Raw genomic sequence first — 24,517 nt, forward strand, 5'->3', positions numbered from 1 at the left:
GGCTCTATTTGACCGGTTTCCTCGTATTGGTATGAAAAAGTGGCTGGAACGGCTCGGGTTGCGTCCCAAAGGTGCGACCCCTGTAGGCACCGACTTGGAAAGCGGCAAGCGCAACGTCGCCGAAGACACGTACTGGCGGGACGTGACCGTACGTACGGTGCTGTTTGTGGTGTTGGTGGCCGCTACGCTCGCTGCGTTTCCGCGAGGTGAGGTGTTTGAGTACACGGTGCAGGTGGGCGATACGTGGCGCCAGCCCACGCTGGTGGCCCCGTTTAACTTTCCCATTTACAAGGACACTGATAGTGTAGAGCGTGAACGTGAGCAGGCCCGCCGCACCACCCCCCCGTACTTTGAGGAAATTCTAAATCCGGAGCAGGTTAGCCGAGCCTATCGCGATACGGTGCAGCAGCAGGTGAACAAGGTGCTCGACGCCTACACCACTTCGCGCTACCAACGCATACGCGGGAATGATGAACAAGCCGAAGCCGACTCACTGCGCTACATTCAGCTGCGCCGTAACACGCGCGTTACGCTGAGTCCAGAGCAGTGGGACGTGCTCACTGAAAACGCGATTGCGCAGATTCCGAGTCTGTCGGATACCACACGGGCGCCGCCTGCCACCGAGCGGCTCGACCGGCGAATTATGCAGGCCGTCGCCGAGGTTACCGAAGTGCTGCAACGCCGTGGCGTCATCGATATTCCGCTCGACTCGGTCTACACCGATCATGTCATTGTGCGCAACGAGGAGGAGCGCATCCAGCGCCGCATTTCGGTAGACCGACTTGTGGGGATGCCTGAAGCCTTTCGCCGGGCCGATGAGCAGTTGCGTGACCGGTTCGAGGACCGCCCCGACGCGGCGCAGATCGCCTTTGCGTTCTTCCGCGATACGTTTCAGCCGGTCTACGAGCACATGGCCCAGGAAACGCGCGAGCGGCGTACGCAGCGGGCCCAGAACGTGTCGCCTATTTCAGGCGGTGTAGAGCGTGGCGAGGTGGTGGTGCAGCAGGGCGAGCGCGTTACCTCAGAGATCAAGCAGAAGCTAACGTCGCTGGAGCGCGAGAAGAATCAGCGGGCTGCTACGACCATCATGTGGCGGCAGATCTCAGGCGAACTCATTCTGGTGCTCGTCACCTTCTTCTTTTTCTTCTTCTATATCTACCTTATCCGCCCCGACATCTGGGCCGAGAACGGGCTCATTGCGCTCATGGTCATTCTCTTTGGCGTAGTGGTTGGGCTGTTCGGTGTTGCAATTCGAGCGCCATGGCTGGACCTGTATGCCGTACCGGTGGCGCTTATCTCGGTTACGCTTGCTATTGTATTCAGCGCCCGCACGGCTCTTTTTGCCACCCTGGTGCTTGCGTTTTTAGGGGGGCAGATGATGGGCATGAACCTGCAGTATGCCATGGCCGCGTTTATTGGCGGCATGCTGGGCATCTTTAGTGTGCGCGACATCAAAAATCGCGGACAGTTTTTCCTGAGTGCGGCGCTGGTGTTGGTCGGATACGCGTTGATTATTTGCGGCACCTGGCTGTTTCTGGGCACGCCTTCGACCCGTTTGGGCGATGACCTTATCTTTGCCGCCGTTGGGGCATCCTTCACAATCGTGGTGCAGCCGGTGCTGTGGGTCATTGAGCGCACCTTTGGCATCACCACCGACCTGACATTGCTGGAGCTGTCGGATACGAACCGCCCGCTCTTGAAGCGGCTGAGCCTGGAGGCACCCGGTACATTCAACCACTCGATGCAGGTGGCGAACTTGGCGGAGGCCGCCGCCGAGAAAGTCGGAGCCAATGGGCTGCTGGTGCGCGTAGGGGCGTTCTACCACGACATTGGCAAAATGATTAAGCCTGCACAGTTTGTGGAGAACCAGCGCGGCGGGCAGAATCCACATGACAACCAGACGCCTCGCATCAGCGCGATGTTCATTACACGGCACGTAAAGCAGGGCCTGAAGATGGGTAAAGAGGAAAACCTGCCCGACCGCGTGCTGCAGTTCATTGCTACGCATCATGGGACGGCACGCGTAGAGTACTTCTATCAGCAGGCGCTCAAAAATGCCGATGGCGATGAGTCGCAGGTGAACGCAGCAGATTACCGCTATCCGGGGCCGCGTCCGTTCTCCAAGGAAACTGGTATTCTCCTACTGGCCGACTCGGTCGAAGCCGCGTGCCGCAGTCTCGACGAGCCCACCGAGAATAATCTGCGGAAGCTGGTGGAAAGCATCTTTCAGCGTCACATCGAAACGGGGCAGCTGGATGATACCAATCTTACGTTTAAGGAGATTGGAGCTATCAAAGACAAGTTTATGTCGCTGTTGGTGGGAGTGTACCACAGCCGCGTGAAGTATCCCGGCCAGGAAGAGGAGGGGGGCGCTCCGCCCGAAGAGCCGTGGATTGCTCCGATCGACTTTAACGTGCCTGCCGACGTGTCGGTCGTGTGGAGCGAAGACGGCTGGTTCGAAGCCAGTGTCGATGCTAAGCCGCTTCCCTTGCTTCCGGGCGAACGGCGCTCGCTCATGCTGCGTCCTGAAACGGAGGAGGCCTCGGCCTACAACGGAGGCAACGGGGCGCCCGACTTGAGCGGGATGCCGGTGGTGGTACCCACCAGCCGCGCCGAGGCCGACCCAGAGACGGACAACCCTGCTGAAGAAAATGCAGACTCGGCATCAGAGCCGTCGGGGGCCGAGTCGAATGATGGAGCAGGCACAGCCGGTGCCTCCGAGACGCCCGGCAAGCCTGAATAGGGCATCAGTAGGGCGGCGCGGAACCGATTACGCCGGAACCGCCGCTGCTATTGCATCCAACGAATCGGTGCTAATTAGCACGCGCAGCAGGCCGTTCGATTGGTGAGGACCCAGGTGGCTGCGCACGCGGCGTTTGCTTGCAGGCGTGTAGAGCACGCAGTCGACCTCGTCAAGGAAGCTGCGTAGGTGATCGGTGCCCGCGTCGATCGAAGCCGCAATGACCTGGCCGTGAAAGGCCGGATGCTGGCGGAGCAGCGTGGCAAGCGGGCTGATGCTGCTGGGACGCTGTGTAACGAGTCCGACGGTGCTCCGCTCCGCCAACCGGGTAACGCGATCGAGCACATCTTGCGGAAGATGGGTGACGAAGCCAAGCACATCGGCCCGGGGCACCTGGGCGCGCGCCTCATGCAGGTGGTCGTAGGGCGTAAACACGAAGTCGGCATCGGCATGGCGGGCGAGTGCGTCGAGCGTACAGGCGCGCACCGGCTGCTGGATGCGCTTGCTCACCTGATCGGCCCAGAGCGCGTTGATTTCGGGATGCGGACCGGCCACGAGCAGCTTGCGGTCGAACCCGACATAGTCGAGCTGGGCCACCTGTTCCTGCATAATGGCCTCGATTTCGGGCTCGGTGCAGCCCAGTCCAATGAGCTGCTGCAGTGCGCTGTGCATGACGTGGGCGCCACGCTCCATACGTTCGGCCTTGTCGAGCGGGCGTCGCTCTTGAACGGTGTATCCGCTGCCGACCTTAGAGGTGAGCAGGCCGTCTTCTTTGAGCGTGTTGTAGGCTTTGCGGACGGTGTGGAACGAGATGTCGAGCTGGTCGGCCAGGCGGCGCGTAGACGGAAGCGCATCGTCGACCGCATACTCGCCGCGAGCAATCTGGTAGCGCAGCTGCTTCACAAGCTGGTCGTGTACAGAGGTGGACGCCGAGCGGTCTATGGTAAGCATGCGGAAGGCAACATAAGCGAAGGGACACGAGCAAGCGGGGGAACGCAAAACGCCCGCCTCCGCAGTGTGCGTCTTCATTTACAGGAGACACACGCCGCACGGAAACGGGCGTTGCATAGAACAGGAGAAGCGCAGCGGGGCGCCTATATGTTCATGGGCTGGTCGTATGCAACATGCGTGGCCTCCATGATGGCTTCGGAGAGCGTGGGGTGCGGATGGATCGCCTCCATGATCTCGTGCCCAGTGGTTTCGAGCTTGCGTGCTACCACCACTTCCGCAATAAGCTCGGTGGCTTCGTTGCCCACAATGTGACAGCCTAAGAATTCGCCATACTTCTTGTCGAAGATGACTTTGGCAAATCCTTCGGTGTGGCCCAGCGCAGCGGCTTTACCTGAGGCCGAGAACGGGAATTTGCCGACGCGGATGTCGTAGCCGGCTTCTTTGGCTTCGGCCTCGGTGTATCCTACCGACGCGATCTGTGGCTGGCAGTAAGTACAGCCCGGAATGTTGTCGAAGTTGATCGGCTGCACGTCGTGCCCGGCAATGTGCTCCACGCAGGTGGTGCCTTCGTGGCTGGCCTTGTGGGCAAGCCAGGGGCCGCCCGCCACGTCGCCAATAGCGTAGACGCCGTCAACGGTCGTTTCGCCGTACTCGTCGATCGTAATGTACGAGTTTTCGGTTTCGATGCCGAGCTCTTCGAGGCCAAGATCCTCAATGTTACCCGTTACGCCTACTGCCGAGAGCACCTGATCGCACTCAACATATTCGGTGTCGTCGCCGACCTGGATTTCGGCCCGCAGCTCCCCGTTGTGCTCTTCAACGCCTTGCAGCATGGCGCCGGTCATTACGTTGATGCCTTTCTTCTTGTACGAGCGCTCCAGTACGCGCGAGACCTCCTCATCTTCCACCGGTACGAGGTGGTCTTCAACCTCTACGATGGTGACCTCAGTGCCCATGTGATGATAGAAGTAGGCAAACTCCACGCCGATGGCGCCCGCGCCAACTACGAGCAGGCGGTCGGGCTGCTCGGTTTGGAGCATGGCCTCTTTGTACGAGATGACCTTCTCGCCATCAATGGGCAGCGGGGGAATTTCGCGAGCGCGGGCCCCGGTGGCAATAATCACCGTATCGCCCGTAACCGTCGTTTCCTCGCCCACTTCTTCGCCATCCATCGTGACCGACGGGGAGACCTCCACCGTATTCGGATCGGTGAGGCGTCCGTGCCCCTGGATAACGTCGATGTTGTTCTTGTTCATGAGATACTGCACGCCCTTGTTCATCTTGTTGGCCGTGTTGCGGCTCCGCTCGATGACCTTGGCAAAGTTGGGCGTCACGGTGCCGTCGAGCTCCAGGCCATAGTCCGACAGATGCTCGGCCTGCGCCATGACCTCGGCGCTTTTTAGCAGCGCTTTGGTCGGGATGCAGCCGACGTTGAGACACACGCCGCCGAGTTTGTTTTTCTCAATCACCGCTGTTTTCATGTCGAGTTGCGAGGCGCGGATGGCGGTTTCGTAGCCGCCCGGTCCGGTCCCGATCACAATGCAATCATAATGGGTAGCCATGGACACAATAAAAGATTGATGCGAAACAGTATGCGAAACATTCCAAGGTCGATAGCGCAGCCCATCGGGCCAACACGTTCAACATACGAGACGGTGGGCTCCGTTCCCACCAGTGCGCAGACAACAGGGCCCAATCTTGTGTGAATTGGGGAGGGGAGGATCTACCGGCTGCGGAGCCACTGCGTCGGATCGTTGGAGGCGTTCGATTCCATGTCGAAAATAGCGAAGAACACCCCGGCCCCGCGCGGTTCGTTTTCGGTGCCGGCCCACCCCACCCGTTCTCCCGCGCTGACGGACTCGCCCATTGATACGTCAAGCTCCGACAGGTTACTGTACACCGACAGGAAGTCGCCGTGACGGATGACCAGGTACGTGCCAAAGCCGGGTACGAAGTCGATGCCGCTCACGCTGCCGTCGAACACGCTGTGTACCGGATCGCGCGGATTGGTGGCAATGGTGATGCCGGGGTTGTTGGTCGTGGTGCCGTGCACGGGGTCCACCTGGTTGCCGTAGCCTTCGGTGATTGCGCCCTCTACCGGCCATGGCAACCGCCCCTCATTCTCGGCAAACGACTCAGACAGCCGCTCGTAGGCGGCGTCCGAGAGCGTGCCCGTGCGGCCCGTGCCCTGTGATTCGGCATCGGCCTCAGCAATGAGCGCTTCGATTTGGTCTTGCAGCTCTTGTACCGATTCCTGCTTGCGCTCAATCTCCTCGCGCAGGGCCGACTGCTCCGCACGTAGCTCGTTAACGACCTGGCGACGGTCGCGGCGCAGGCCTTGCAGGCGGTTGCGTTCGGAGCGGGCGTCGGTAAGGAGCTGCTGTGTTTCGCGTTGCGAGGCCGCCAGTTCTTCTTGTTGCGCCTCAATGGTGGCCTGGGCATCCTGAATGGCGCTACGCCGCGAGCGTCGCTGGGCTGCGAACTGGCGCAGGTATCGCACGCGTACAATCATCTGGTTGATGGACTTCGACGACAGGATGAGCGCCAGGTCGTGCAGGCGCCCGTAGCGGTAGGCGTGGTCGGCGCGGGATTTGTATTCGGCAACGAGTTCTGAGCGCGCTGCATCGAGCGTTTGGAGTGTGTCGCGAGCCTGCCGCTGTTGCTGCTGCAATTGCCGAAGGCGGCGCTCATAGGTATCCACAAGCTCCTGACGTAGTGCAATTTCGCGATTCAGTTCGTCGAGACGCTCACGGGTGACGTTGGCCTCGCGCTCGGTAGTGCGGAGCCGCTCTTGGTCGCGGTTGATCTGCGTGCGGAGGGCTTCAAGGCGTGCCTCGGTCTCTTCACGCTCTTCCTGAGCCGACTGCGCATGTGCGGGCGCGGTCAGGGCGGCCAGTAGCAAGAGAGCGGCCATCCCCGCAACCCAGTACGCGAGGTCCAACGAGGAGCCAGGAGAGCTATGGAAGCGCAACGCGTTGCACATCGGCAGGTACATCGAACGGAAACGAAAGCGATTTGGGCGTGAGCGTGATCGAGCGGTATGTCATGAGTGCATGCACCCCCTCATTCGGACGGCGCAGCACGATGCGGGTAGGAAGCAGTACGCCCGCTACCCGTGTATGATCGGTAAATGTGCGCTCATCCACAACGGTACCGTCTTCGGCGCGCTCAACATACCGAACCACGCGCCAAATAGAGGGATCCACCGAATAGGTGTAGCGCCCTGCCTCATCTTCTATGTGGTACAGGGTACTATCGGCCCGCATCGACCAGTCGGGGCCGTTCGGAGGCACAAGCAGACCCAGCAGGTTCTGAAACAGCCGCTCGCTCGACATGGGAACAGGCAGCACCTGCTGCGCCGCCTCGACCGGACCCGCAGCTAACTCGTTGTCGATACGGTTGTGCACGTAGAAGCTGTCGCGGGTAACGAGCATGCGCGCTGCATTAATGCCAAGCGGCCCCCGTACGTTCATCCAGAGCGAGTCGGCCCGCCGCTGGCGCAGCGTAGCACGAAAGCGCTCATCGCGCATGGGGCTGTTCAGGTTCATGCGGAGGTCGCCCTCAAATGCGGTGAGCGTGTCGGTATGGCCCTGCACGGCGCGTTGGATGTCGGCATGTGTATGGTTGGGAAAGGCATCGGGCATAGCGGTTTCCTCAACAACGGGGGCGCTACTGCCACATGCCGAAAGCAGCAGCAGGCTGGCGAGTATTCCGATTACGATACCAACCCCACGGAATGGGGAACACTGGAGTGCACTACGCATGGCGGCGAACAACGTGTGAGCAATATATGAACGGCATAGCACCCTGGCAGATAGCGCCGGGGTGGGCGTGCGGCACAGGCATAACGCACGGCCCCTGGTGTTCCGTACCCGCATACGTGGACCTTGCGCCTGCCGGACTGCTTGCGCAAGGCATGTGTCGTTCGTATACTAAATCTTCATGTATAACTCCTTATACCCGCAGTACACCAAGTACATTAATGTTATGGGCGAACAGAATGTGAGTGAAGAGCGCGATCCCCGCCGCTTACGCGACTTTGCGCGGCGCCTTATCCACGATGTGCGTGCGCTGGAACGCATGCTCGATGAGGAGATGTTCGAAACGGATACGCGGCGCATTGGCGCTGAGCAGGAGCTGTTTCTCGTAGATCATCGGGGCGAGGCAGCGCCCGTCATCGAAGGAATCATGGAGCGCAACACCGACCCGCGCATCGTAACGGAGCTTACGAAGTTCAATGCGGAGTTTAACATGGATCCGCTGGTGTATGGCGGCGACTGCTTTAGCACGATGGAAGCCGCCACCGATGACCTTCTTGCGGATGTGCGTACGCTGGCTCGCGAAGAGGGGGCTGAGCCGATCTTGGTGGGCATCTTACCCACGGCGCATCTGGCCAACTTCTCGATGGACTTCATGACGCCGAAACCGCGCTACTACGCGCTTAACGATGCGATTACGCGGCTGCGCGGTGGGGCGGGGCGGTATCAGATTCGCGGCCTCGACGAGCTCTTCGTAAAGCACGACTCGATCATGCTGGAGGGCTGCAATACCAGCTTCCAGACCCACTTTCAGGTGACCCCCGATGAGTTTCCGCGCTTCTACAACATTGCGCAGGCGGTGGCCGCCCCGTGCCTGGCCGCTTCCACCAACTCGCCTCTGCTCTTTGGCAAACGCCTGTGGCGTGAAACGCGCATCGCGCTCTTCCAGCAGGCCGTAGACACGCGGTCGAGCAACCTCTACCTGCGCGAAATGAGTCCGCGCGTGCACTTTGGCAGCCAGTGGGTGCAAGAGTCTGTCACCGAAATTTTCAAGGAGGACATTTCGCGCTTTCGGGTGCTGCTGTCCACCGAGTTTGAGGACAACCCGCTGCAGCAGCTCGATGAAGGGCGCATCCCCAACCTGAGTGCGCTGCAGCTACACAACGGCACCGTGTACCGCTGGAACCGCGCCTGCTATGGTATTACGGATGGCAAGCCGCACTTGCGTATCGAAAACCGTATCTTGCCGTCGGGGCCAACCGTGGCCGACGAGATGGCGAACGCGGTGCTCTGGTATGGCCTCGTGACCGGCATGGCCGAGCATTACCACGATGTGGCCGAGGTCATGGACTTTGATGATGCCCACCACAACTTCATTGCGGCCGCCCGCCATGGACTGGCCTCACAGTTTAGCTGGATCGACGGCTCGAAGCGTCCGGCGCGTTCGCTCTTGCTCGAAACGCTGCTGCCTATGGCTCGTGATGGGCTCGACAAGTCGGGGATCAGCACCGACGACATCGACCGCTACCTGGGGATTATCGAGGCGCGTGTGGCCTCCGGGCAGACGGGTTCGCAGTGGCAACTCGACTCGCTGGCGGCTATGAACGGCGGCACGCGTACCGAGCGCCTAAGTGGTGTAACACGCGGTATGGTGCAGCGTCAGATTGAGGGCGAACCGGTGCACACTTGGACGCTCGCTTCGCTGGGTGAAGCCTACACGCCAGGGCACATCCGCGAAACACGGGTCGAAGACTACATGAACACCGACCTGATGACCGTTCATGAGCAAGAGTCGGTCGAGTTTGTAGCGTGTATGATGGACTGGCAGCACCTGCGCCATGTGCTCATTGAAGACGAAAATCACCACCTCGTAGGCATCATCAGCCACCGGCGTTTGCTGCGCCACATGGCCGAGCGTGACGGTACCGAGAGTGATGATACGCCCATCGGGTCCATTATGAAGCAGGATCCCATTTCAGTGGCACCTGACATGCCTACGCTGGAGGCCGTGCGCCTGATGCGCGAGAAGCAGATCGGGGCGCTCCCCGTCGTGCGCGAAGGCCAGCTCGTGGGCATCATCACCGAGCGCGAGTTCATGGATGTGGCCCATAACCTGCTCGACGATGACGATACCAACGGTACTGACGACTCCAACGTTAAGATTGCCGGTGATGCCTCGAAATCGGCGTCTGAGTCATAGACGGATGCTGGCAGAGCCCTTATGTTACGCATCCGTTCGGGTGGAACGTGCCAAGTGCGCGGTAGGTGTTATGCGGTGCGCAGGTGCTCAAATGCGTGCCGCAACGCCGCATCACTGGAGCGCCGCGCACCATCCGATCAATCCTGTGCATTGCTTCCCATTCTGTATGTCAGACATTCGAACACAAACCATCAATGGGCTGGAGGTTCACATCGACCGCAGCCTGTGCATTGGCTCCGGCAACTGTGTGAACCTGGCTCCCGAGGTTTTCACCATTCGGCAAGATGCGATTGTGGACTTCAAAGACGAGGTCGATGACAGCATCGACGCAAGCCGCCTCGTGGAGTCGTGCCAGATCTGTCCGGTCGACGCTCTGCTCGTGTACGATGGCGATGAGCAAATTGTACCGTAAGAAGTTGTAAACAAAGCGCTTCCCCAACACAAGCGGCCTCAATGCTGGCATCTGCCAGGCACTGAGGCCGTTTTTGTGTAGCAAAGCGGCAGGGCGTGCGTCAAGCCTGGCCGTTACTACGGCGTAGCCAGGCAATGACAAGCCCGGTGCCAATACCAAGTACCAAAATCAACACGTACCAGAGCGGCGAGTCGGCAATCTCCATAAATCGAACGCAATATGCTGCGGGTTAAGAGGGATGCGGAGGACAGGCGGCTACGCCTCGTCATCGGACGGCGACTCCGTGGCATCTGTCTCGGTGTGCTGGTTTTCCCACGTACGAAAGCGCGCAAGCTCGTTGTGGGTTGTACGCACCACAAACGCAAGAATAGCCGTGTCATCGATAATACCGAGCCCAGCGAGCGAGCGTCCGCCCGAGGAGCGGCCCATCAGCAGGAAGTAGAGCACCGCCAGTGTGATGACCCCCACTGAGCGCCACGGAAAGTGGGCGTACGTGCCCTTGCGCCAGGCCCGCACCATCCGGAAGAGCGTTGCGATGTCGCGTGCGAGCACAGCGGGTACAGAATCATCTTCGCCCAGCCGCTGCACGGCCTTGCGCAGCACGCCCACCCAGCGCAAGCGCTTTTCGAGCACCTCTTGGGCTGCTTCGCTAAAGGCATCGGTCAGGGAGGGCTGCTCCGATGTTTGCTGAGAGGTTTGCGACGATTGGGCGTCTGAAGCATCGTCGTGGTCGGATTCAGGCGCTGCATCCGTATCGGGCGATTCTGCCGTCTCAGATGCTTCAGTAGAGCCGTTGGATGGGGAGCCGGGCGAGGACGATTCGGTTGGATCAGGCATTATGGAGCATGAGGTTAGGCAAAGAACAAAAGCACGCACGATGGGAATAGAGCCGCCCCGCGAAACATCTGGGAACGCCTCGTATCTTTGATGCACAGCCTGCAATGGAGTTCGCACCGGTTTCCTTACGTCTACCGCATTGTATGATTACCCAACGCACTGACGATCCCGAAAAAGCCGCCCGCTGGCTCCGTGCAGGCGACTGTGTAGCGTTTCCTACCGAAACGGTATATGGGCTGGGAGCCAATGCGCTCAATGCCGATGCCGTAGCAAAAATCTTCGAAGCCAAAGGTCGCCCCGCCGACAATCCGCTGATTGTGCATGTGGCTTCGGTCGAACAGGTCGAACAGGTCGCGCAAAATCTGTCGAGTGCGGCATGGGCCCTGCTGCGCGCGTTCAGTCCCGGTCCCCTCACCTGTGTGGTGCACAAGCGCGATGACGTGCCCGAGGTAACCACAGCGGGACTCGACACCGTGGGCGTGCGCATTCCGTCGCTCCCCGTAGCCCAGGCATTCTTGACAGCGTGTGCGGTGCCCGTGGCGGCCCCCTCTGCCAACCAGTCGGGACGACCCAGCCCCACGACGTGGGAGGCCGTGCGTTATGATTTGGACGGGCGGATTCGCGGCATTCTCATCGGGCCGCAGTCGCCTACCGGTATCGAATCGACCGTGATCGACACCACGACCCGTCCGCCGGTTGTGTTGCGTCCGGGGGCAGTATCGGTGGAGGAGGCACGGCGCGTGGTGCCGGATCTGACCATCGCCGACTCGGTCGAGCAGGAGAAGCGAAGCCCCGGCACGCGCCACCGCCACTATGCTCCAGACGCCACCGTAGAACTGGCATCCGCTGCAGAAGCTGTGCCCGGTGCCGAGGCCGCTTTTCTTGGCCTCAACGCGCCCACGCAGTCCGGCTCCTGGGGCCATGTGGTGCTGGCGCGCGACCTCCCCGATTACGCCGCGCGCCTATACGCCGCACTGCGTCAGTTCGATGCGGAGGATCTGGCGCGCATTGTGTGCGAACCGGTTGAGCCTACAGGGCTGGGCCGGGCGCTCATGGATCGTCTCAGGCGGGCAGCGGGCCACGCGTCTGGCGAAACACCCAGCGATGCAGCGGCGGAAGCAGACGAAGCCCCGTAACTACAGCCCGCGCCACACCCGGACGAAACGCCACGCGGTGTACCACCCGTCCCCACTGCAAGCGTGCATCAAACGCGTCGTGCCAGTCCGCAGCATAGCGCGTGCGGAGCGTGGCAGCCGCCTGCTGCCCTGCCAGGAACCGATGCAGGTGCGGAGCCAGCACATCGGCTGCATGCAGCGCCATGGCCATGCCATCGCCGCAGAGTGGGGCGATCATCGCGGCGGTGTCGCCCACCATGCACACATCTCGGTGCAGCGGGCCTTTCGTATCCAGCGTAACCTGGCTGACGGCGCAGAAGTCGGTGCAGCGCGTGCCTTGCTGCAAGCGCCCGGCCAGATGCGGATTGGCATCGGCTGCGGCTTGGATCATGCCTTGGGGGGAGCCGGCATGCTTTAGCGCATCGCGGCGGCCAATCCAGCAGACGTTGAAGCGCCCCTCTTCGACAGGCGAACAGCCGCAGTATCCCCCTGGAAATGCGTGAATGTCAATGACAGGGGGCATCTCGCCTTCGTAATGCGCTTTAAATGCCACCACGGGGTCGGGCTCCGTGAGGTCGCTGCGGCCCATCGTGCGGTCGGGGATGCCGTGTTTTCCCCATGCCCCAACGACCGTGCGCGCTTCGGTCGTACCCTGCGCGTGCGTCACTGTAAAGCCCGTGTCGAGCGTACCTTCGATGTTAGAGACGCGGCAGCCGGTGCGCACGGTAGCTCCTGCAGATTCGGCCTGCTGGGCCAGCAGCGCATCCAGCACGTATCGGCTAATGCCCCACGCAGCAGCAGGAAGCGCCACGGTGTCGGTTGCCCCGCCGGGGGCCGTCACTACCGACTGGTTGATGCGCGGCGGGTGGTACGCTTCCAGATCGGCGCGCACGCCCAGCCGGTCAAGCGAGGACTGCGCCTCGGGCGAGAGAAACTCGCCGCAGAGCTTGTGGCGCGGATACGACCCGGCCTCGAACACAATGACCTCGTGTCCGGCCTGGGCCATCTGAACGGCTACGCTACACCCGGCCAGCCCGCCACCGATAACGGCAACATCTATCATCGCAGTTTACTTTGCAGTGTGCTATGGGAATACATATGCTGCATGTTATATGCAGGGCACGGCATCGCATTCCGGGGCACCGACATTGTTACGAATGCCTGGCGCTACTGCTGTGTCAACGTATGGATTTCCCACTTTATAGTCATCCCAGACAAGGCGCCCCTGGCGCCGCTGATCCGGGATCTTTTGTGACCTTCCATGACAATCATTCACGTGAGCAACCCAACCATTGATCTTTGACAGAGCACTACGCGGGTAGTTCGGGCGCGGTCGGATGCGCCTGTACCACCCACCGAAAGGCCCAGTGCCAGCGAATCTGAGCCGACGTGTACCCGGCCTCGTGTACAACGCGCATGAGTTCGTCTTGCGTAAACGCGCGGCGCACCGAAAGCGGAGCGTCGTGCTGATACATCGGCGAGGTCGGCAGCAGCCGGGCCAGGAGCCAGATGCTTGCGTACGCCAGCGGGTGCCGGTGGAGGTCGTTGATCACGAGTCCGTGCGGGCAGAGCGTGCGTATCCGCCCCAACAGGCGAACGAGGTCGTCATCTGGAAAGTGGTGCAGGAAGAGTCCGGCATGGGCGATGTCATACGCCGTGTCGTGGGGCGCGTAATCGAACACATCGGCACAGATGACCCGCACGCGGGAGCGGAGCCGGGGCGGCAGCGTGCGGGCGAGATACGACCGGGCGTGGCGAGCGGTGACGACGTTCGCTTCGAGCGCATCCACGCGGATGTCGAGATCCTGGGCATCCGCCCACTGCACCAGGTGCGCCGGATAGTCGGCACTGCCGCTGCCCAGATCCAACACGCGGTGTGGACCATTGCCAGTGAGCAGTGCCCGAATGGCACGATGCGAGGGGCCGTATCCGCCCAGCAGCCGGTTCGTAACGCGGATGTCGCGCAGCGCGACCGTGAGGCGCTCGTCGGTCACCGAAAAGTCATCCATGATCTCGGGCTCGTGGACGGCGCGGGTGTCAAAAGAGGGCCAGGTGGGCATGGAAAGCGGGCACACAGATGCCTCGTAATGGAGAGATAACAGATTCGATTTGCTTTCGTGCGGTCCTATTCTGATCTTAAGTGCGTGTTCATAAGCATGTAATAAATAAACAAGGTGGTTTGTATGCGAAAAGTGATACTGAGCGTGTTGAGTTTTGTGTTTGCATTCACCATAGCGGTGCCTGCGTCTGGACAGATTGTGATTAACGAAATTCTGGCCGATCCCGCTACCGGGGCTGCGGGCGATGCCAATGGCGATGGAACCCGTGATTTTGCGGATGACGAATTCGTTGAGATCTATAACAATGGAAGTTCGGCAGTCGACCTGAGCGGATATACAATCGACGATGAGACCGGTCTACGTCATACTATCCCAAGCGGTACCACGCTCGATGCAGGTGAAGGGCTGACGGTGTTCGGCGGCGGCACGCCAACAGGAATTCCCGGCGTTGTTCAAACCGCGTCCAGCGGCGCGCTTGGTCTGAACAACGGAGGGGACACGGTTACGCTCAGCGATGGATCAGGTGGAACCGTTGATAGTCACAACTACGGAAGCGAAGGAAGCGACGACCAATCGTTGGTGCGTAGTCCCGAGTTTACTGGGGCATTCGTACAGCACACCACGGTGAGCACTGATGCGTTTTCTCCGGGTCGCCAAGTTGATGGTACACCGCTCCCCGTCGAACTGGCCACCTTCACCGCCCAGGTAAGCGGCACGCAGGCGCAGCTGCAGTGGGAGACGCTGTCGGAGACCAACAATGCCGGGTTCGACATCCAGCACAAAGCGCCTGGGGCGTCCAGCTTCCGCACGCTCGGTTTTGTGGAGGGTCATGGCACCACCGATACGCCACAGTCCTATCGCTTTAGCACCGATGCGCTCGACGCAGGCACGCACACCTTCCGCCTCCGCCAAATTGATCTGGATGGTACGGATGCGCTGCACGAACCGATAACTGTTGAGGTAAACCAGGGCAACCTGATGCGCCTTACGGGCCCGAACCCGGTGCAGTCAGGAATGGCGACCGAACTCACGATTCAGCCCGAACAGTCCGGCGACATGACGGTCGCGCTCTATAACGTACTGGGGCAGCGCGTCGAAACGCTCCACAGCGGCCGGGTTAGCGCGGATGACGTGCTGCGCCTCACACTCGACACAGACCGCCTGTCCAGTGGCATGTACTTCGTGCGTGCGAACGGCGACTCCGTACGGCAAACCGAGCGCATCACCGTTGTGCGCTAACGATGCATGCGGCTTGAGGCGGTGCATCCCGCTTCTACAAAATAGAAACTGCCCCGATGGAGGAAGTCCTCCGTCGGGGCAGTGTGTGTTGGGGCTATTTGGGGATGCCGAAGTCGTTTACCCCATCAGATAATTCGCAAGCGTGATATACAGTGCAAGCAGTCCTGCGGCCCATGCCACACGCGAGGTAACGTAGTTTTTGAACTCGGCGTGCTGGGCGTTGAAGCGCTCATCAATACGAGTGGACTGAAGTTCAAAGCGCTCGTTGATATCTGCTTGAAGCGCGTCGAATCGGTCATCAATCTGTTCGAAGCGCGAATCAATCTGTTCAAACCGCTCATCGACGCGCCCGAAGCGTTTATCAATGTGATTATCAATGTGATCGAACCGCTCATCAATGCGATCGAACCGCTCATCGACGAACCCAAACCGCTCATCGATGCGCTCGAAGCGCTCATCAAGACGACTCTCCAGCGCGTAGAGATCGTCTTTCGTAGCAGAGGCCGCATCCGTGTCATTTAGGAGTTCAGCAATGCCTTCCGCTTGCTCTTCGGTGAAGCCAAGTGCCTTGAGCCGCTTTGAAGCTTTCAGGGTGTCGATCGGCATAGCAGGCCAAATCTTTTGATCAGGTCCGTGTGCGTATACCATGAAGCTCCATGAGGATTCATGGTACACAGGTCAAGCAACCTGTTATGCGTCCGACAGCACCTCGCGCAGCGCCGCCTGGGCCTCTTGCGGATCGGCGGAGCCGTTCGTGGCGCGCATGATCTGCCCCATGAAGAAGCCCATGAGCTGCTGCTCGCCGTTGCGGAAGCGGGTCGCTTCGTCGGGGTTGTCGTCGATCACCTGCTGGGCGGCCTCGCGTAGCGCATCGGCATCGTCGATCTGCTCCAGGCCCTCTTCTTCCACAATAGCAGCTGGATCGCCGCCCTCGGCCATCATGCGTCCGAAGATGTCGCGCGCTGCGCGGTTGGTGATGACCTCGGTATCCACCAGACGAACCAGATCGGCAAACTGTGCTGCATCGAACGGCAAGTCAATCAGCGACTGGTCTTTACGAGCGGCTTGCAGTTCGTTCACGATCCAGTTGGCTATGGCCTGCGGTGCGTCGTAATGATCGAGTGCTGTTTGGAAAAACGTACGCAGCGGCTCATCGCCAGCGAGCAAGGCAGCGCCGTCGCGCGTGAGGCCCAGTTCGCGGTGATACTGCTCGTACACCGCGCGCTCAGCCTCAGAGAGCTGCTCGGCGGGGTCGCGCTGCGCGGCAATCGACCGCTCGCGCTGCTTGCGCTTGGCCTTCTCTTTGGCTTTGCGTTCCGCCTCCAGATCGACCGTGTCGCCGTCATCGGCCCAGCGGTCGCGCAGCGGCACAATCTGGTTGAAGACCAGCGCGTCGCGGGTCGAGTCTTCGGGATCTTGCCAGAAGTAGCCCACGCGCTCAAACTGGTAGCGCTGGGTATCAGGGTTATCTAAGATGCTCGGCTCCACGACCCCTTCGTGCACCTGAAGCGAATCGGGATTTAGGTGCGTCTTAAAGTCTTCGTCGCCGCCGTCGGGGGCGGGCACCGTGAAGAGGCGGTCGTAGAGGCGCGCCTCAAAAGGAATCCCGGCCTGCGCATCCACCCAGTGGATAACACCCTTCGGCGTGGGACCGTCAACAGGGTCGACGTTGCCCTTCGTGGTCGGATCGTAGGTGCAGTGCAGTTCTTTGACGGTGCCGTCGTCATTGCGTACTACGCGCTCGCAGGTGATCACGTAGCTGTTGCGGAGGCGCACGGCCGTACCGGGCGACAGGCGGTAAAAGTCTTCGGGCGGATCCTCGCGGAAGTCGTCGCGCTCAATATAGAGCGTCCGCGAAAAGGGCACGCGGCGGCTGCCTTCGTTGTCGATGTCGTGCGGCCACGAGGGCAGGTCCATCCACGTGGTATCGTCGGCGGAGTAGTTGGTGAGGACCACTTTGAGTGGATCCACGACGGCCATCACGCGGGGCGCGGTGGTGTTAAGCGTGTCGCGGATGGCATGCTCGAAGCGGCTAATCTGCACGCGGCTTTCGGTGCGGGTTACGCCCACATCGTCACAGAATGCCCGAATGGCAGCTGGCGGCACGCCACGGCGACGCAGCCCCGCCAGCGTAGGCAGGCGCGGGTCGTCCCAGCCCGCCACATCGCCGCGCTCCACGAGCTGAAGCAGCTTCCGCTTGCTCATGACGGTGTAGCCCACGTTCAGCCGCGAAAACTCGTACTGATGCGGGCGGCTCTCGTGCTCCTCCTCAGGCAAGCAGCGCTCCAGGAGCCAGTCGTACACGCGGCGGTTGTTGTCGAACTCCAGCGTGCAGAGCGAGTGCGTGATGTCTTCGATGGCGTCCTCCAGCGGATGCGCAAAGTCGTACATCGGGTAGAGGCACCAGTCGTCGCCACGCCGGTAGTGGTGGGCGTGTTTGATGCGCAGCAGCAGCGGATCGCGCATAATCATGTGTGGCGAGGCCATGTCGATCTTGGCCCGTAGTACGTGCTCGCCGTCGTCGAACTCGCCCTCGCGCATACGCTGAAGCAGGTCCAGGTTCTCTTCGACCGAGCGGTCGCGGTACGGACTCGGCGTGCCCGGCTCGTTGACGGTGCCCCGGTGTTCGCGAATCTCTTCTTCGGTCTGGCTATCGACATACGCATCCCCCTGCTCAACCAGCTGTACAGCGAAGTCGTAGAACTGCTCGAAGTAGTCGGCGGCGTGGTAGCAGTGGGCGTCCCAGTCGTAGCCCAGCCACTGCACGGCCTCTTTGATGGCGTTGACGTATTCCTCACTCTCGGTTTCGGGGTTGGTGTCGTCGAAGCGCAGATGGCAGCGCGTATCAGCCACATCAGCGTAGTCCTCGGCAATGCCGAAATTGAGGCAGATGGACTTCGCGTGACCCAGGTGCGGGTAGCCATTGGGCTCGGGCGGAAATCGCGTAACGACCCGATTGCCGTGCCGACCAGCACGCAAGTCGTCGTTGATGATTTCGCGGATGAAGTTAGTGGCGGGCGGCAGGGCAGAGTCGTCGCTCACGGGGGATTCGCCGGGTTGGGTTGGCAGATACGATAGGGAGAGGTACGTAGGAGCCGTCTGCCGAAAAGATCCGCAGGCGTTGCGTGCACATGCTGGCACAAGGCGTTTCCACGAACTTTCGTTTGGAGGCACTCGTTCAGCGTTGTAACCATTGTAATTCGCATTATAACGCCAGTCACATATGCCGTGGAGCCAACGCACAAAAGTCGGAGTGGGTATTGCTGTTATTGTTGGACTTGCGGGCAGCGCGTGGCTATGGTGGATACGCGGCGACGAGGCCCTGCGCTGGCAGGCGGTGGATCGCATGATTGCGCAGTCGCACGGTTCGGTGCCTACCATTTCGACCGAGACACTGGCTGAGCGCCTGAATCGGCCCGAAAACGAGCGTCCGCTGCTGCTCGATGCCCGTGCGCCCGAGGAGTACGCGACCAGCCACATCGAGGGCGCGCGCCATTACGATCCGGAACGCCCCAACACGGCCCTGCTCGATACGGTGGCTGCCGATCAGCCCATCGCGGTGTACTGCTCGGTGGGCTATCGCTCAGCGGGGGTGGTAAAGGCGCTTCGCGACGAAGGCTACACCGATGTCGTCAACGTAGAAGGCTCCATCTTTCGCTGGGCCAACGAAGGCCGTCCGGTAGTGCGGCAGGGCAAGCGTACGCACCATGTGCATCCGTACGATGCCGTCTGGGGGCAACTGCTCACCGATTCGCTGCGTGCTCCCAATGCGCCAGCGCCGTACAGCACAACGGGTGAGTGAAGCGGCGCGCTGCTGCCGCTCTGAACGAGGGCTTCATATGACGTTGTGGCATGATCTGCGGGGCTGGCAGGCTGGGTATCGACTCCGTTACGGCCTTTTTGCGCCGTAGCGCCGCAGGCTGACAGAATCACACGCCTTAGGCGGCTGGCATCACTTTCGCATATGTGCACAACACGAGGTTGCAACAAGACATTACTCTTGCAATCTCGGTGGTTGACTCTTTCCTCCAAGATGTGGTGATCGTCTTATGAACACGCACTTTAAACGACTGGAACGGTTATACGGACGCTCGCACGCTGCATCGACCCAGGCTGCAGTGTCCTTTGGGCGCGCTATCATTCATAGCGACATTGAGGGCCATCTGCCGGGTACCACTGCTGCCGAACAGCTGTTGACCGATGCTGCTCGCCTGGCCGCTGGGTCGCTTCACAAAGAGCATGTGGTGCGCGTAGACCAGTTTGAGGTCGAAATGAAAGAAGATGGATACACCGGTCCGGTGCGCGCGATGGCGCAAGTCATTCTCACGCAGCCGCCGCGTGCGGTCGTTACGGTGCTCCTGCTGAGCGACGATGATGAGGTTGTTGCGGAAGCACGCGGCTCGTTCTTGCCCACCAAAGAGCAGCTCCCCGACCTGTCGGCAGTGGCCGAACCGAGCAGCTCCACGTCGAACGACGCAATGGGATACGATAGCGAATACGCGGAGACGGACGCAGCGGGGCTCAAACCGGCCTCGTTCATGCCAATCTACGCATCGCCGTTTGGCGTGATATGTCTGAACTGACCTGACAGATGCAGCATGGGCGTATCGGATTCACCACATGACACCAGCGCCCGCTTCCAGCAATGGAGGCGGGCGCTGCTTTTTCATGGGGCGAGGCCGCTGGGGCACAGCCAACGCTCAATAGCCAATGACAATGCCGTCTTTGCGCATCTCGGTGCCTCCCCAGTACACGCCCTCCTCCGGATCCCACATGATGGCCTGGTAGCCGCCATAGCCGCCAGCGCCCACCTCCACGGCATGACCACGTCCGCGTAAGGATTGGACTACAGCGGCAGGCACACCGCTTTCCAGACGGAGCGTGCCGCGGCCTTCCATAGCGGAGCCAGTGGGCGAGCTGCTGCCCGAGTGCCGGTAGCGGGCCGCATCACCTGCTTCTTGCACGTTCATCCCAAAGTCGACGATGTTGCTAAGCACCTGCACATGCCCTTGCGGCTGCATGGCACCACCCATAACGCCAAAGCTTAAGAACGGCTCGCCATCTCGCATCGCAAACGCAGGGATAATCGTATGAAAGGGCCGCTTCGCAGGCGCATAGACGTTGGGGTGTCCTTGCTCCATCGTAAAGAGCGCACCGCGATTTTGCAGCATAAAGCCGAGCCCGTCGGGCACCAGGCCGCTGCCCATGCCCGTGTAGTTGCTCTGAATGAGCGAGACCATCATGCCGGTGGAGTCGGCGACTGTGAGGTAGATCGTGTCGCCGTCTTCAAGAGCAGTGGGGTCGCCGTGACTTGGTTCTGAGAGCACCCGGTCCATGCGAATCTGCTCGCGCCGTTCGGCGGCATACGCCTCAGAAACGAGCGCATCAACCGGAATGTCGGCAAACGCGGGGTCGGCGTAAAAGCGGGCGCGGTCTTCGAAGGCCAGCTTCTTGGCTTCGGTCTGTACGTGCAGGTAGTCGGTCGAGTTGTGGCCCATGTCGGCGACGTCGAAGCCCTCCAGGATCTGCAGCATCTGCAGCGCGGCGATGCCCTGTCCGTTAGGCGGCAGTTCGTAGACGTCCACGCCGCGGTAGTCGACCGAGACCGGGTCGACCCAGTTGGCCTGGTGTGCGGCCAGGTCCTCTGCGCGGAGCGGCCCGCCAATGCGGCGCATGTACTGGTCGATCGTCTGGGCAATTGCTCCTTCGTAGAACGCGTCGGCACCGTTAGCCGCAATCGTTTCGAGGGTGGAAGCCAAGTCGGGATTGCGGAAGATCTCGCCCTCTCGCGGAGCCCGAAGCGTATCATCGCGCGCTACAAGATATGTGTCGCGCCAGTTGTCATCGGGCAGATCGCCTCGCTGAAACGCCCCGACGTTGGCTTCCCAGTAGTAGGCAATGACCTGCGAGAGCGGGAACCCTTCTCGTGCATAGCGCACCGTCGGCGCAAAGAGCTGCTGCCAGTCCATCGTACCAAACCGCTCATGCAGCCTGTCCCATCCGCTCACGGTGCCGGGTACGCTTACCGGCAGCGGGCCAAAGAAGGGAATCTGGTCGTCATCGCCCAGCTCTTCCTGCAAGGCATCGTATGAGAGCCCTTGGGGGGACCGTCCGCTGGCGTTAAGTCCATAGACCTCGTCGGTTTCAGGGTCATAGACAATCGCGAAGAGGTCGCCGCCAATGCCGTTGCCCGTGGGCTCCACCAGGCCGAGCATGGCGTTGGCAGCGATGGCGGCGTCAACGGCGCTGCCTCCGCTTTTTAGCACGTCGACGGCCACCTGAGACGCAAGCGGCTGGCTTGTGGCTGCCATGCCGTTCTGAGCCACGACCGGACTGCGGGCATAGGGCGCGCCGGTGAGGCGGTCTCCGCCTCCGGTGTCGGACTGCGCTCCCGATGAGCCGGGGAGCGCGGCAGCAAAAACAAACAGTGAAAGGATGCAGCAGAGAAAAACGCGCATAGCGAAGTTGGGGAACGGAGAAGAATACGCAAGCCATTGTCTGGGACCGGGGGCGTTGCAAGACGCGAGGCCGCCACGAGCCGCTTGCATCTGCCTTGGCGCTCGGGGTGGGGGCCAGACGGATTTTTCAATATAGGAAGAAAAGCGTAAAGGCGAAAACCGGCTCGTTTTCGAGCGCGCGGGCAGGCGCCTCCGCAACACATCGGTAGCGAGTGGCTGCCCGGACCTCCAGCTGTGATGCACAGAACCCTCCAACAAAAAAACGGGACGCCTCCCGCAAAGGAAGCGTCCCGCTCGTGTTGGATTCGCAGCCTGTATCCCTCCGAAAGAGAGACGATTCAGCCTAAAAGTCCATGTCGTCCATGTTAGGCATGTTGTTGGAACCGCTGTTCTTGCCCTGGCGGTCCGTGATGACCGACTCCGTTGTGAGCAGCAGGCCAGCCACCGAGGCCGCGTTTTCGAGCGCACTGCGCGCGACCTTGGTCGGGTCGAGCACGCCTTGCTCAAGCAGCGGGCCGTAGATGTCGGTGCGCGCGTTGTAGCCGAAGTCGCCTTCGCCGTCCTTCACATGCTCCACCACGAGCGAGCCTTCGAGGCCCGCGTTCGACGCGATCTGACGCAGCGGCTCTTCGAGCGCACGGCGTACAATCGAGACGCCAATCTCCTGGTCCTGGTTTTCGACATCGAGGGTGTCAAGCGCATGCAGGGCACGCAGGTAGGCTACGCCACCGCCGGGCAGGACGCCTTCTTCGATGGCCGCCCGCGTAGCGTGCAGCGCATCTTCGACGCGCGCTTTCTTCTCTTTCATCTCCGGCTCGGTAGCAGCGCCCACTTTGAGCACCGCCACGCCGCCCGAGAGCTTCGCAAGGCGTTCTTGCAGCTTGTCGCGGTCGTAGTCCGACGTCGAGCTTTCGACCTGCTGGCGGATCTGGTTGACACGCGCCTTGATCTCAGACGCCTTGCCCGCGCCATCCACGATGGTGGTCGTGTCTTTGTCGATGGCAATGCGGCCCGCCGTGCCCAGGTAATCGAGCGTGGCGTTTTCGAGGCGATAGCCTTTCTCCTCGCTCACGACCGTGGCGCCGGTAAGCACCGCGAGATCTTCGAGCATAGCCTTGCGGCGATCGCCGAAGCCGGGGGCCTTCACCGCAGCCACCTTTAGCGTGCCGCGTAGCTTATTTACCACGAGCGTAGCAAGCGCTTCGCCTTCAATGTTCTCGGCGATGATGAGCAGCGGGTGACCCGTCTGCGCCGTCTTCTCCAGAATCGGGAGCAGGTCGTTCATCGACGAGATCTTCTTGTCGTGGATGAGGATGCGTGCATCCTCCAGCTCCGCCACCATGCCCTCCGAATCCGTCACGAAATAGGGCGAGAGGTAGCCGCGGTCGAACTGCATACCCTCGACCACATCAAGTTCGGTCTCCAGGCCCTTGGCCTCTTCGACAGTGATAACGCCATCTTTGCCAACGCGATCAAACGCATCCGCGATCAACTCGCCAATGGCAGCGTCGTTGTTGGCCGAGATCATGGCCACCTGGCTGATGTCTTGCTTGCCGTCAACTTCGCGGCTCTGCGTGGCCAGATCGGCAACGACCGCTTCCACGGCCCGGTCGATACCGCGCTTCAGATCCATAGGGTTGGAGCCTGCCGTTACGCTGCGCAGTCCCGTCGTCATGAGAGCTTGCGCGAGCACGGTGGCGGTGGTGGTGCCGTCGCCCGCAATGTCGGACGTCTTCGAGGCGACCTCCTTTACCATCTGGGCGCCCACGTTTTCGAGGCGGTCTTCCAGTTCAATCTCCTTGGCTACGGTTACACCATCTTTCGTGACGGTGGGCGCGCCATAGGATTTTTCAATGAGTACGTTGCGGCCTTTGGGGCCGAGCGTCACTTTCACGGCGTTGGCCAGCGTGTCTACGCCCCGTTTCAGGGCGTTGCGGGCCGAGGCGTCAAAAATAATTTGCTTTGACATAAGATTTTGGAATCGTAGGGTTAGGTTGATAAGATACGCGGGGATTCAACAGCGGGCAACAGCCCGTTAATCATCGAGGCGGCCCAGCACGTCCGACTCTTTCATGATGAGCAGTTCTTCGTCGTCAAGGACGAGATCGGTACCGGCGTACTTGCCGTAGAGCACGCGGTCGCCTTCGCGCACGCTCATGTCAACGTGCACACCGTCTTCGGTGCGACCGGGGCCCACGGCCACAACGGTGCCTTGCTGCGGTTTTTCTTTGGCGGTGTCGGGAATGTAGAGTCCGCTCGATGTTTTCTCTTCAGCGGGAAGCGGGCGCACTGCGATGCGGTCGCCCAGGGGTTTAAACGTAGACATAACGTAGACGATTGCAGATACGGTTAGGAATACTGTGGGGAGGAGCAGGCTACAGGCCTACTCCCATTTTGCCGCATAGCAACCGACGTACCGCTGTTTGCAACGGAGGAAACGATTCGCATAAAGTGCACAAAAAGCACTTCAGGGGAGATGCAAGGCGCACAGCCTGCCGCGTTGGCAGATTCTGAGTGTTCGTGCGCTACACCTGCACTGACGAGACCTCCTGCCAGCGTGGCAGTGGGTAGTGGGGAACGGAAGGGAATGGCGCACGGAAGGCGCTCGTTGGGCTTCCCTCTTCCCCTAACACGTTGTTTGTCGGCGACGAAACAGGTTCTGAATGACAAAAGCCACAAGGCAAAGCCCCGGGACGTGTTGAGCGACTTGTAGCCCGGGACTGGTATTCCGACAGCGGTCGGAAGTA

19 protein-coding genes are annotated in these 24,517 nt (G+C 60.8%); 7 read left to right on the plus strand and 12 right to left on the minus strand.

Annotated features, from left to right (window positions below; genetic code table 11):
• The first annotated feature begins 31 nt into the window (after positions 1-31).
• Entirely contained in the window at positions 32-2,743 is a 2,712-nt protein-coding gene (locus tag CRI93_RS08040; protein ID WP_098062107.1) for an HD family phosphohydrolase, read from the plus strand.
• 27 nt (positions 2,744-2,770) lie between these two features.
• On the opposite strand, the gene CRI93_RS08045 is transcribed toward CRI93_RS08040, so the two are convergent.
• The 4 genes from CRI93_RS08045 to lolB1 form a co-directional block, all read right to left on the minus strand.
• Positions 2,771-3,691 (minus strand): GntR family transcriptional regulator, encoded by a 921-nt coding sequence (locus tag CRI93_RS08045; protein WP_098062108.1) that lies wholly within the window; start codon positions 3,689-3,691, stop codon positions 2,771-2,773.
• Positions 3,692-3,834: 143 nt separating this feature from the next.
• Complete coding sequence (lpdA, locus tag CRI93_RS08050) at positions 3,835-5,253, minus strand: dihydrolipoyl dehydrogenase (RefSeq protein ID WP_098062109.1); 1,419 nt, start codon at positions 5,251-5,253, stop codon at positions 3,835-3,837.
• A 161-nt stretch (positions 5,254-5,414) separates the two neighbouring features.
• Positions 5,415-6,605: a murein hydrolase activator EnvC family protein gene (locus CRI93_RS08055; RefSeq protein ID WP_245850403.1), complete on the minus strand. Its 1,191-nt coding sequence runs from the start codon at positions 6,603-6,605 to the stop codon at positions 5,415-5,417.
• 43 nt (positions 6,606-6,648) lie between these two features.
• Positions 6,649-7,569: a lipoprotein insertase outer membrane protein LolB1 gene (gene lolB1, locus CRI93_RS08060; RefSeq protein ID WP_098062111.1), complete on the minus strand. Its 921-nt coding sequence runs from the start codon at positions 7,567-7,569 to the stop codon at positions 6,649-6,651.
• A 64-nt stretch (positions 7,570-7,633) separates the two neighbouring features.
• Here lolB1 and CRI93_RS08065 point away from each other — a divergent pair, with 64 nt between their 5' ends.
• Positions 7,634-9,649, plus strand: coding sequence for a CBS domain-containing protein (locus CRI93_RS08065; RefSeq protein WP_245850405.1), 2,016 nt, complete (start codon positions 7,634-7,636; stop codon positions 9,647-9,649).
• Positions 9,650-9,815: 166 nt separating this feature from the next.
• Positions 9,816-10,061: a ferredoxin gene (locus CRI93_RS08070; RefSeq protein WP_098062112.1), complete on the plus strand. Its 246-nt coding sequence runs from the start codon at positions 9,816-9,818 to the stop codon at positions 10,059-10,061.
• Between the two features lie 255 nt (positions 10,062-10,316).
• On the opposite strand, the gene CRI93_RS08075 is transcribed toward CRI93_RS08070, so the two are convergent.
• Positions 10,317-10,898, minus strand: coding sequence for a YkvA family protein (locus CRI93_RS08075; RefSeq protein ID WP_098062113.1), 582 nt, complete (start codon positions 10,896-10,898; stop codon positions 10,317-10,319).
• Positions 10,899-11,041: 143 nt separating this feature from the next.
• Between CRI93_RS08075 and CRI93_RS08080 the strand changes: the two genes are divergently transcribed.
• Positions 11,042-12,034, plus strand: a complete 993-nt coding sequence (locus CRI93_RS08080; protein WP_098062114.1) for an L-threonylcarbamoyladenylate synthase — start codon at positions 11,042-11,044, stop codon at positions 12,032-12,034.
• On the opposite strand, the gene CRI93_RS08085 is transcribed toward CRI93_RS08080, so the two are convergent.
• Together CRI93_RS08085 and CRI93_RS08090 are read right to left on the minus strand one after the other, a co-directional pair.
• On the minus strand, positions 11,961-13,076 hold the full coding sequence (locus tag CRI93_RS08085) for an NAD(P)/FAD-dependent oxidoreductase (RefSeq protein WP_098062115.1): 1,116 nt from the start codon (positions 13,074-13,076) through the stop codon (positions 11,961-11,963). The genes CRI93_RS08080 and CRI93_RS08085 overlap by 74 nt on opposite strands.
• Before the next feature lie 247 nt (positions 13,077-13,323).
• Positions 13,324-14,073, minus strand: a complete 750-nt coding sequence (locus CRI93_RS08090) for a methyltransferase domain-containing protein (RefSeq protein WP_098062116.1) — start codon at positions 14,071-14,073, stop codon at positions 13,324-13,326.
• A gap of 123 nt (positions 14,074-14,196) precedes the next feature.
• On the opposite strand from CRI93_RS08090, the gene CRI93_RS08095 reads away from it, so the two are divergent.
• The gene (locus CRI93_RS08095; RefSeq protein ID WP_098062117.1) at positions 14,197-15,312 is read left to right on the plus strand and encodes a lamin tail domain-containing protein; all 1,116 of its coding nucleotides are present in this window, start codon (positions 14,197-14,199) and stop codon (positions 15,310-15,312) included.
• A 117-nt stretch (positions 15,313-15,429) separates the two neighbouring features.
• Here the strand turns inward: CRI93_RS08095 and CRI93_RS08100 are convergent, their stop codons facing one another.
• Positions 15,430-15,918, minus strand: a complete 489-nt coding sequence (locus tag CRI93_RS08100; protein WP_141491624.1) for a hypothetical protein — start codon at positions 15,916-15,918, stop codon at positions 15,430-15,432.
• Positions 15,919-16,002: 84 nt separating this feature from the next.
• Positions 16,003-18,354 carry a glutamine--tRNA ligase/YqeY domain fusion protein gene (locus tag CRI93_RS08105; RefSeq protein ID WP_176521762.1) on the minus strand — a complete coding sequence of 784 codons (2,352 nt, stop codon included), beginning with the start codon at positions 18,352-18,354 and terminating at the stop codon, positions 16,003-16,005.
• Between the two features lie 181 nt (positions 18,355-18,535).
• Here CRI93_RS08105 and CRI93_RS08110 point away from each other — a divergent pair, with 181 nt between their 5' ends.
• Positions 18,536-19,114 carry a rhodanese-like domain-containing protein gene (locus CRI93_RS08110; RefSeq protein WP_098062156.1) on the plus strand — a complete coding sequence of 193 codons (579 nt, stop codon included), beginning with the start codon at positions 18,536-18,538 and terminating at the stop codon, positions 19,112-19,114.
• A 247-nt stretch (positions 19,115-19,361) separates the two neighbouring features.
• On the plus strand, positions 19,362-19,895 hold the full coding sequence (locus CRI93_RS08115; protein ID WP_098062119.1) for a hypothetical protein: 534 nt from the start codon (positions 19,362-19,364) through the stop codon (positions 19,893-19,895).
• Between the two features lie 117 nt (positions 19,896-20,012).
• Here the strand turns inward: CRI93_RS08115 and ggt are convergent, their stop codons facing one another.
• From ggt to CRI93_RS08130, 3 genes are all read right to left on the minus strand, one after another.
• Positions 20,013-21,770: a gamma-glutamyltransferase gene (ggt, locus tag CRI93_RS08120; protein WP_098062120.1), complete on the minus strand. Its 1,758-nt coding sequence runs from the start codon at positions 21,768-21,770 to the stop codon at positions 20,013-20,015.
• A 343-nt stretch (positions 21,771-22,113) separates the two neighbouring features.
• Positions 22,114-23,739 carry a chaperonin GroEL gene (gene groL, locus CRI93_RS08125; protein ID WP_098062121.1) on the minus strand — a complete coding sequence of 542 codons (1,626 nt, stop codon included), beginning with the start codon at positions 23,737-23,739 and terminating at the stop codon, positions 22,114-22,116.
• Positions 23,740-23,805: 66 nt separating this feature from the next.
• Positions 23,806-24,096, minus strand: a complete 291-nt coding sequence (locus CRI93_RS08130; RefSeq protein WP_098062122.1) for a co-chaperone GroES — start codon at positions 24,094-24,096, stop codon at positions 23,806-23,808.
• Positions 24,097-24,517 lie beyond the last annotated feature (421 nt).

It is taken from the genome of Longimonas halophila, from assembly GCF_002554705.1.
GTDB classification, from domain to species: Bacteria; Bacteroidota; Rhodothermia; order Rhodothermales; family Salinibacteraceae; genus Longimonas; species Longimonas halophila.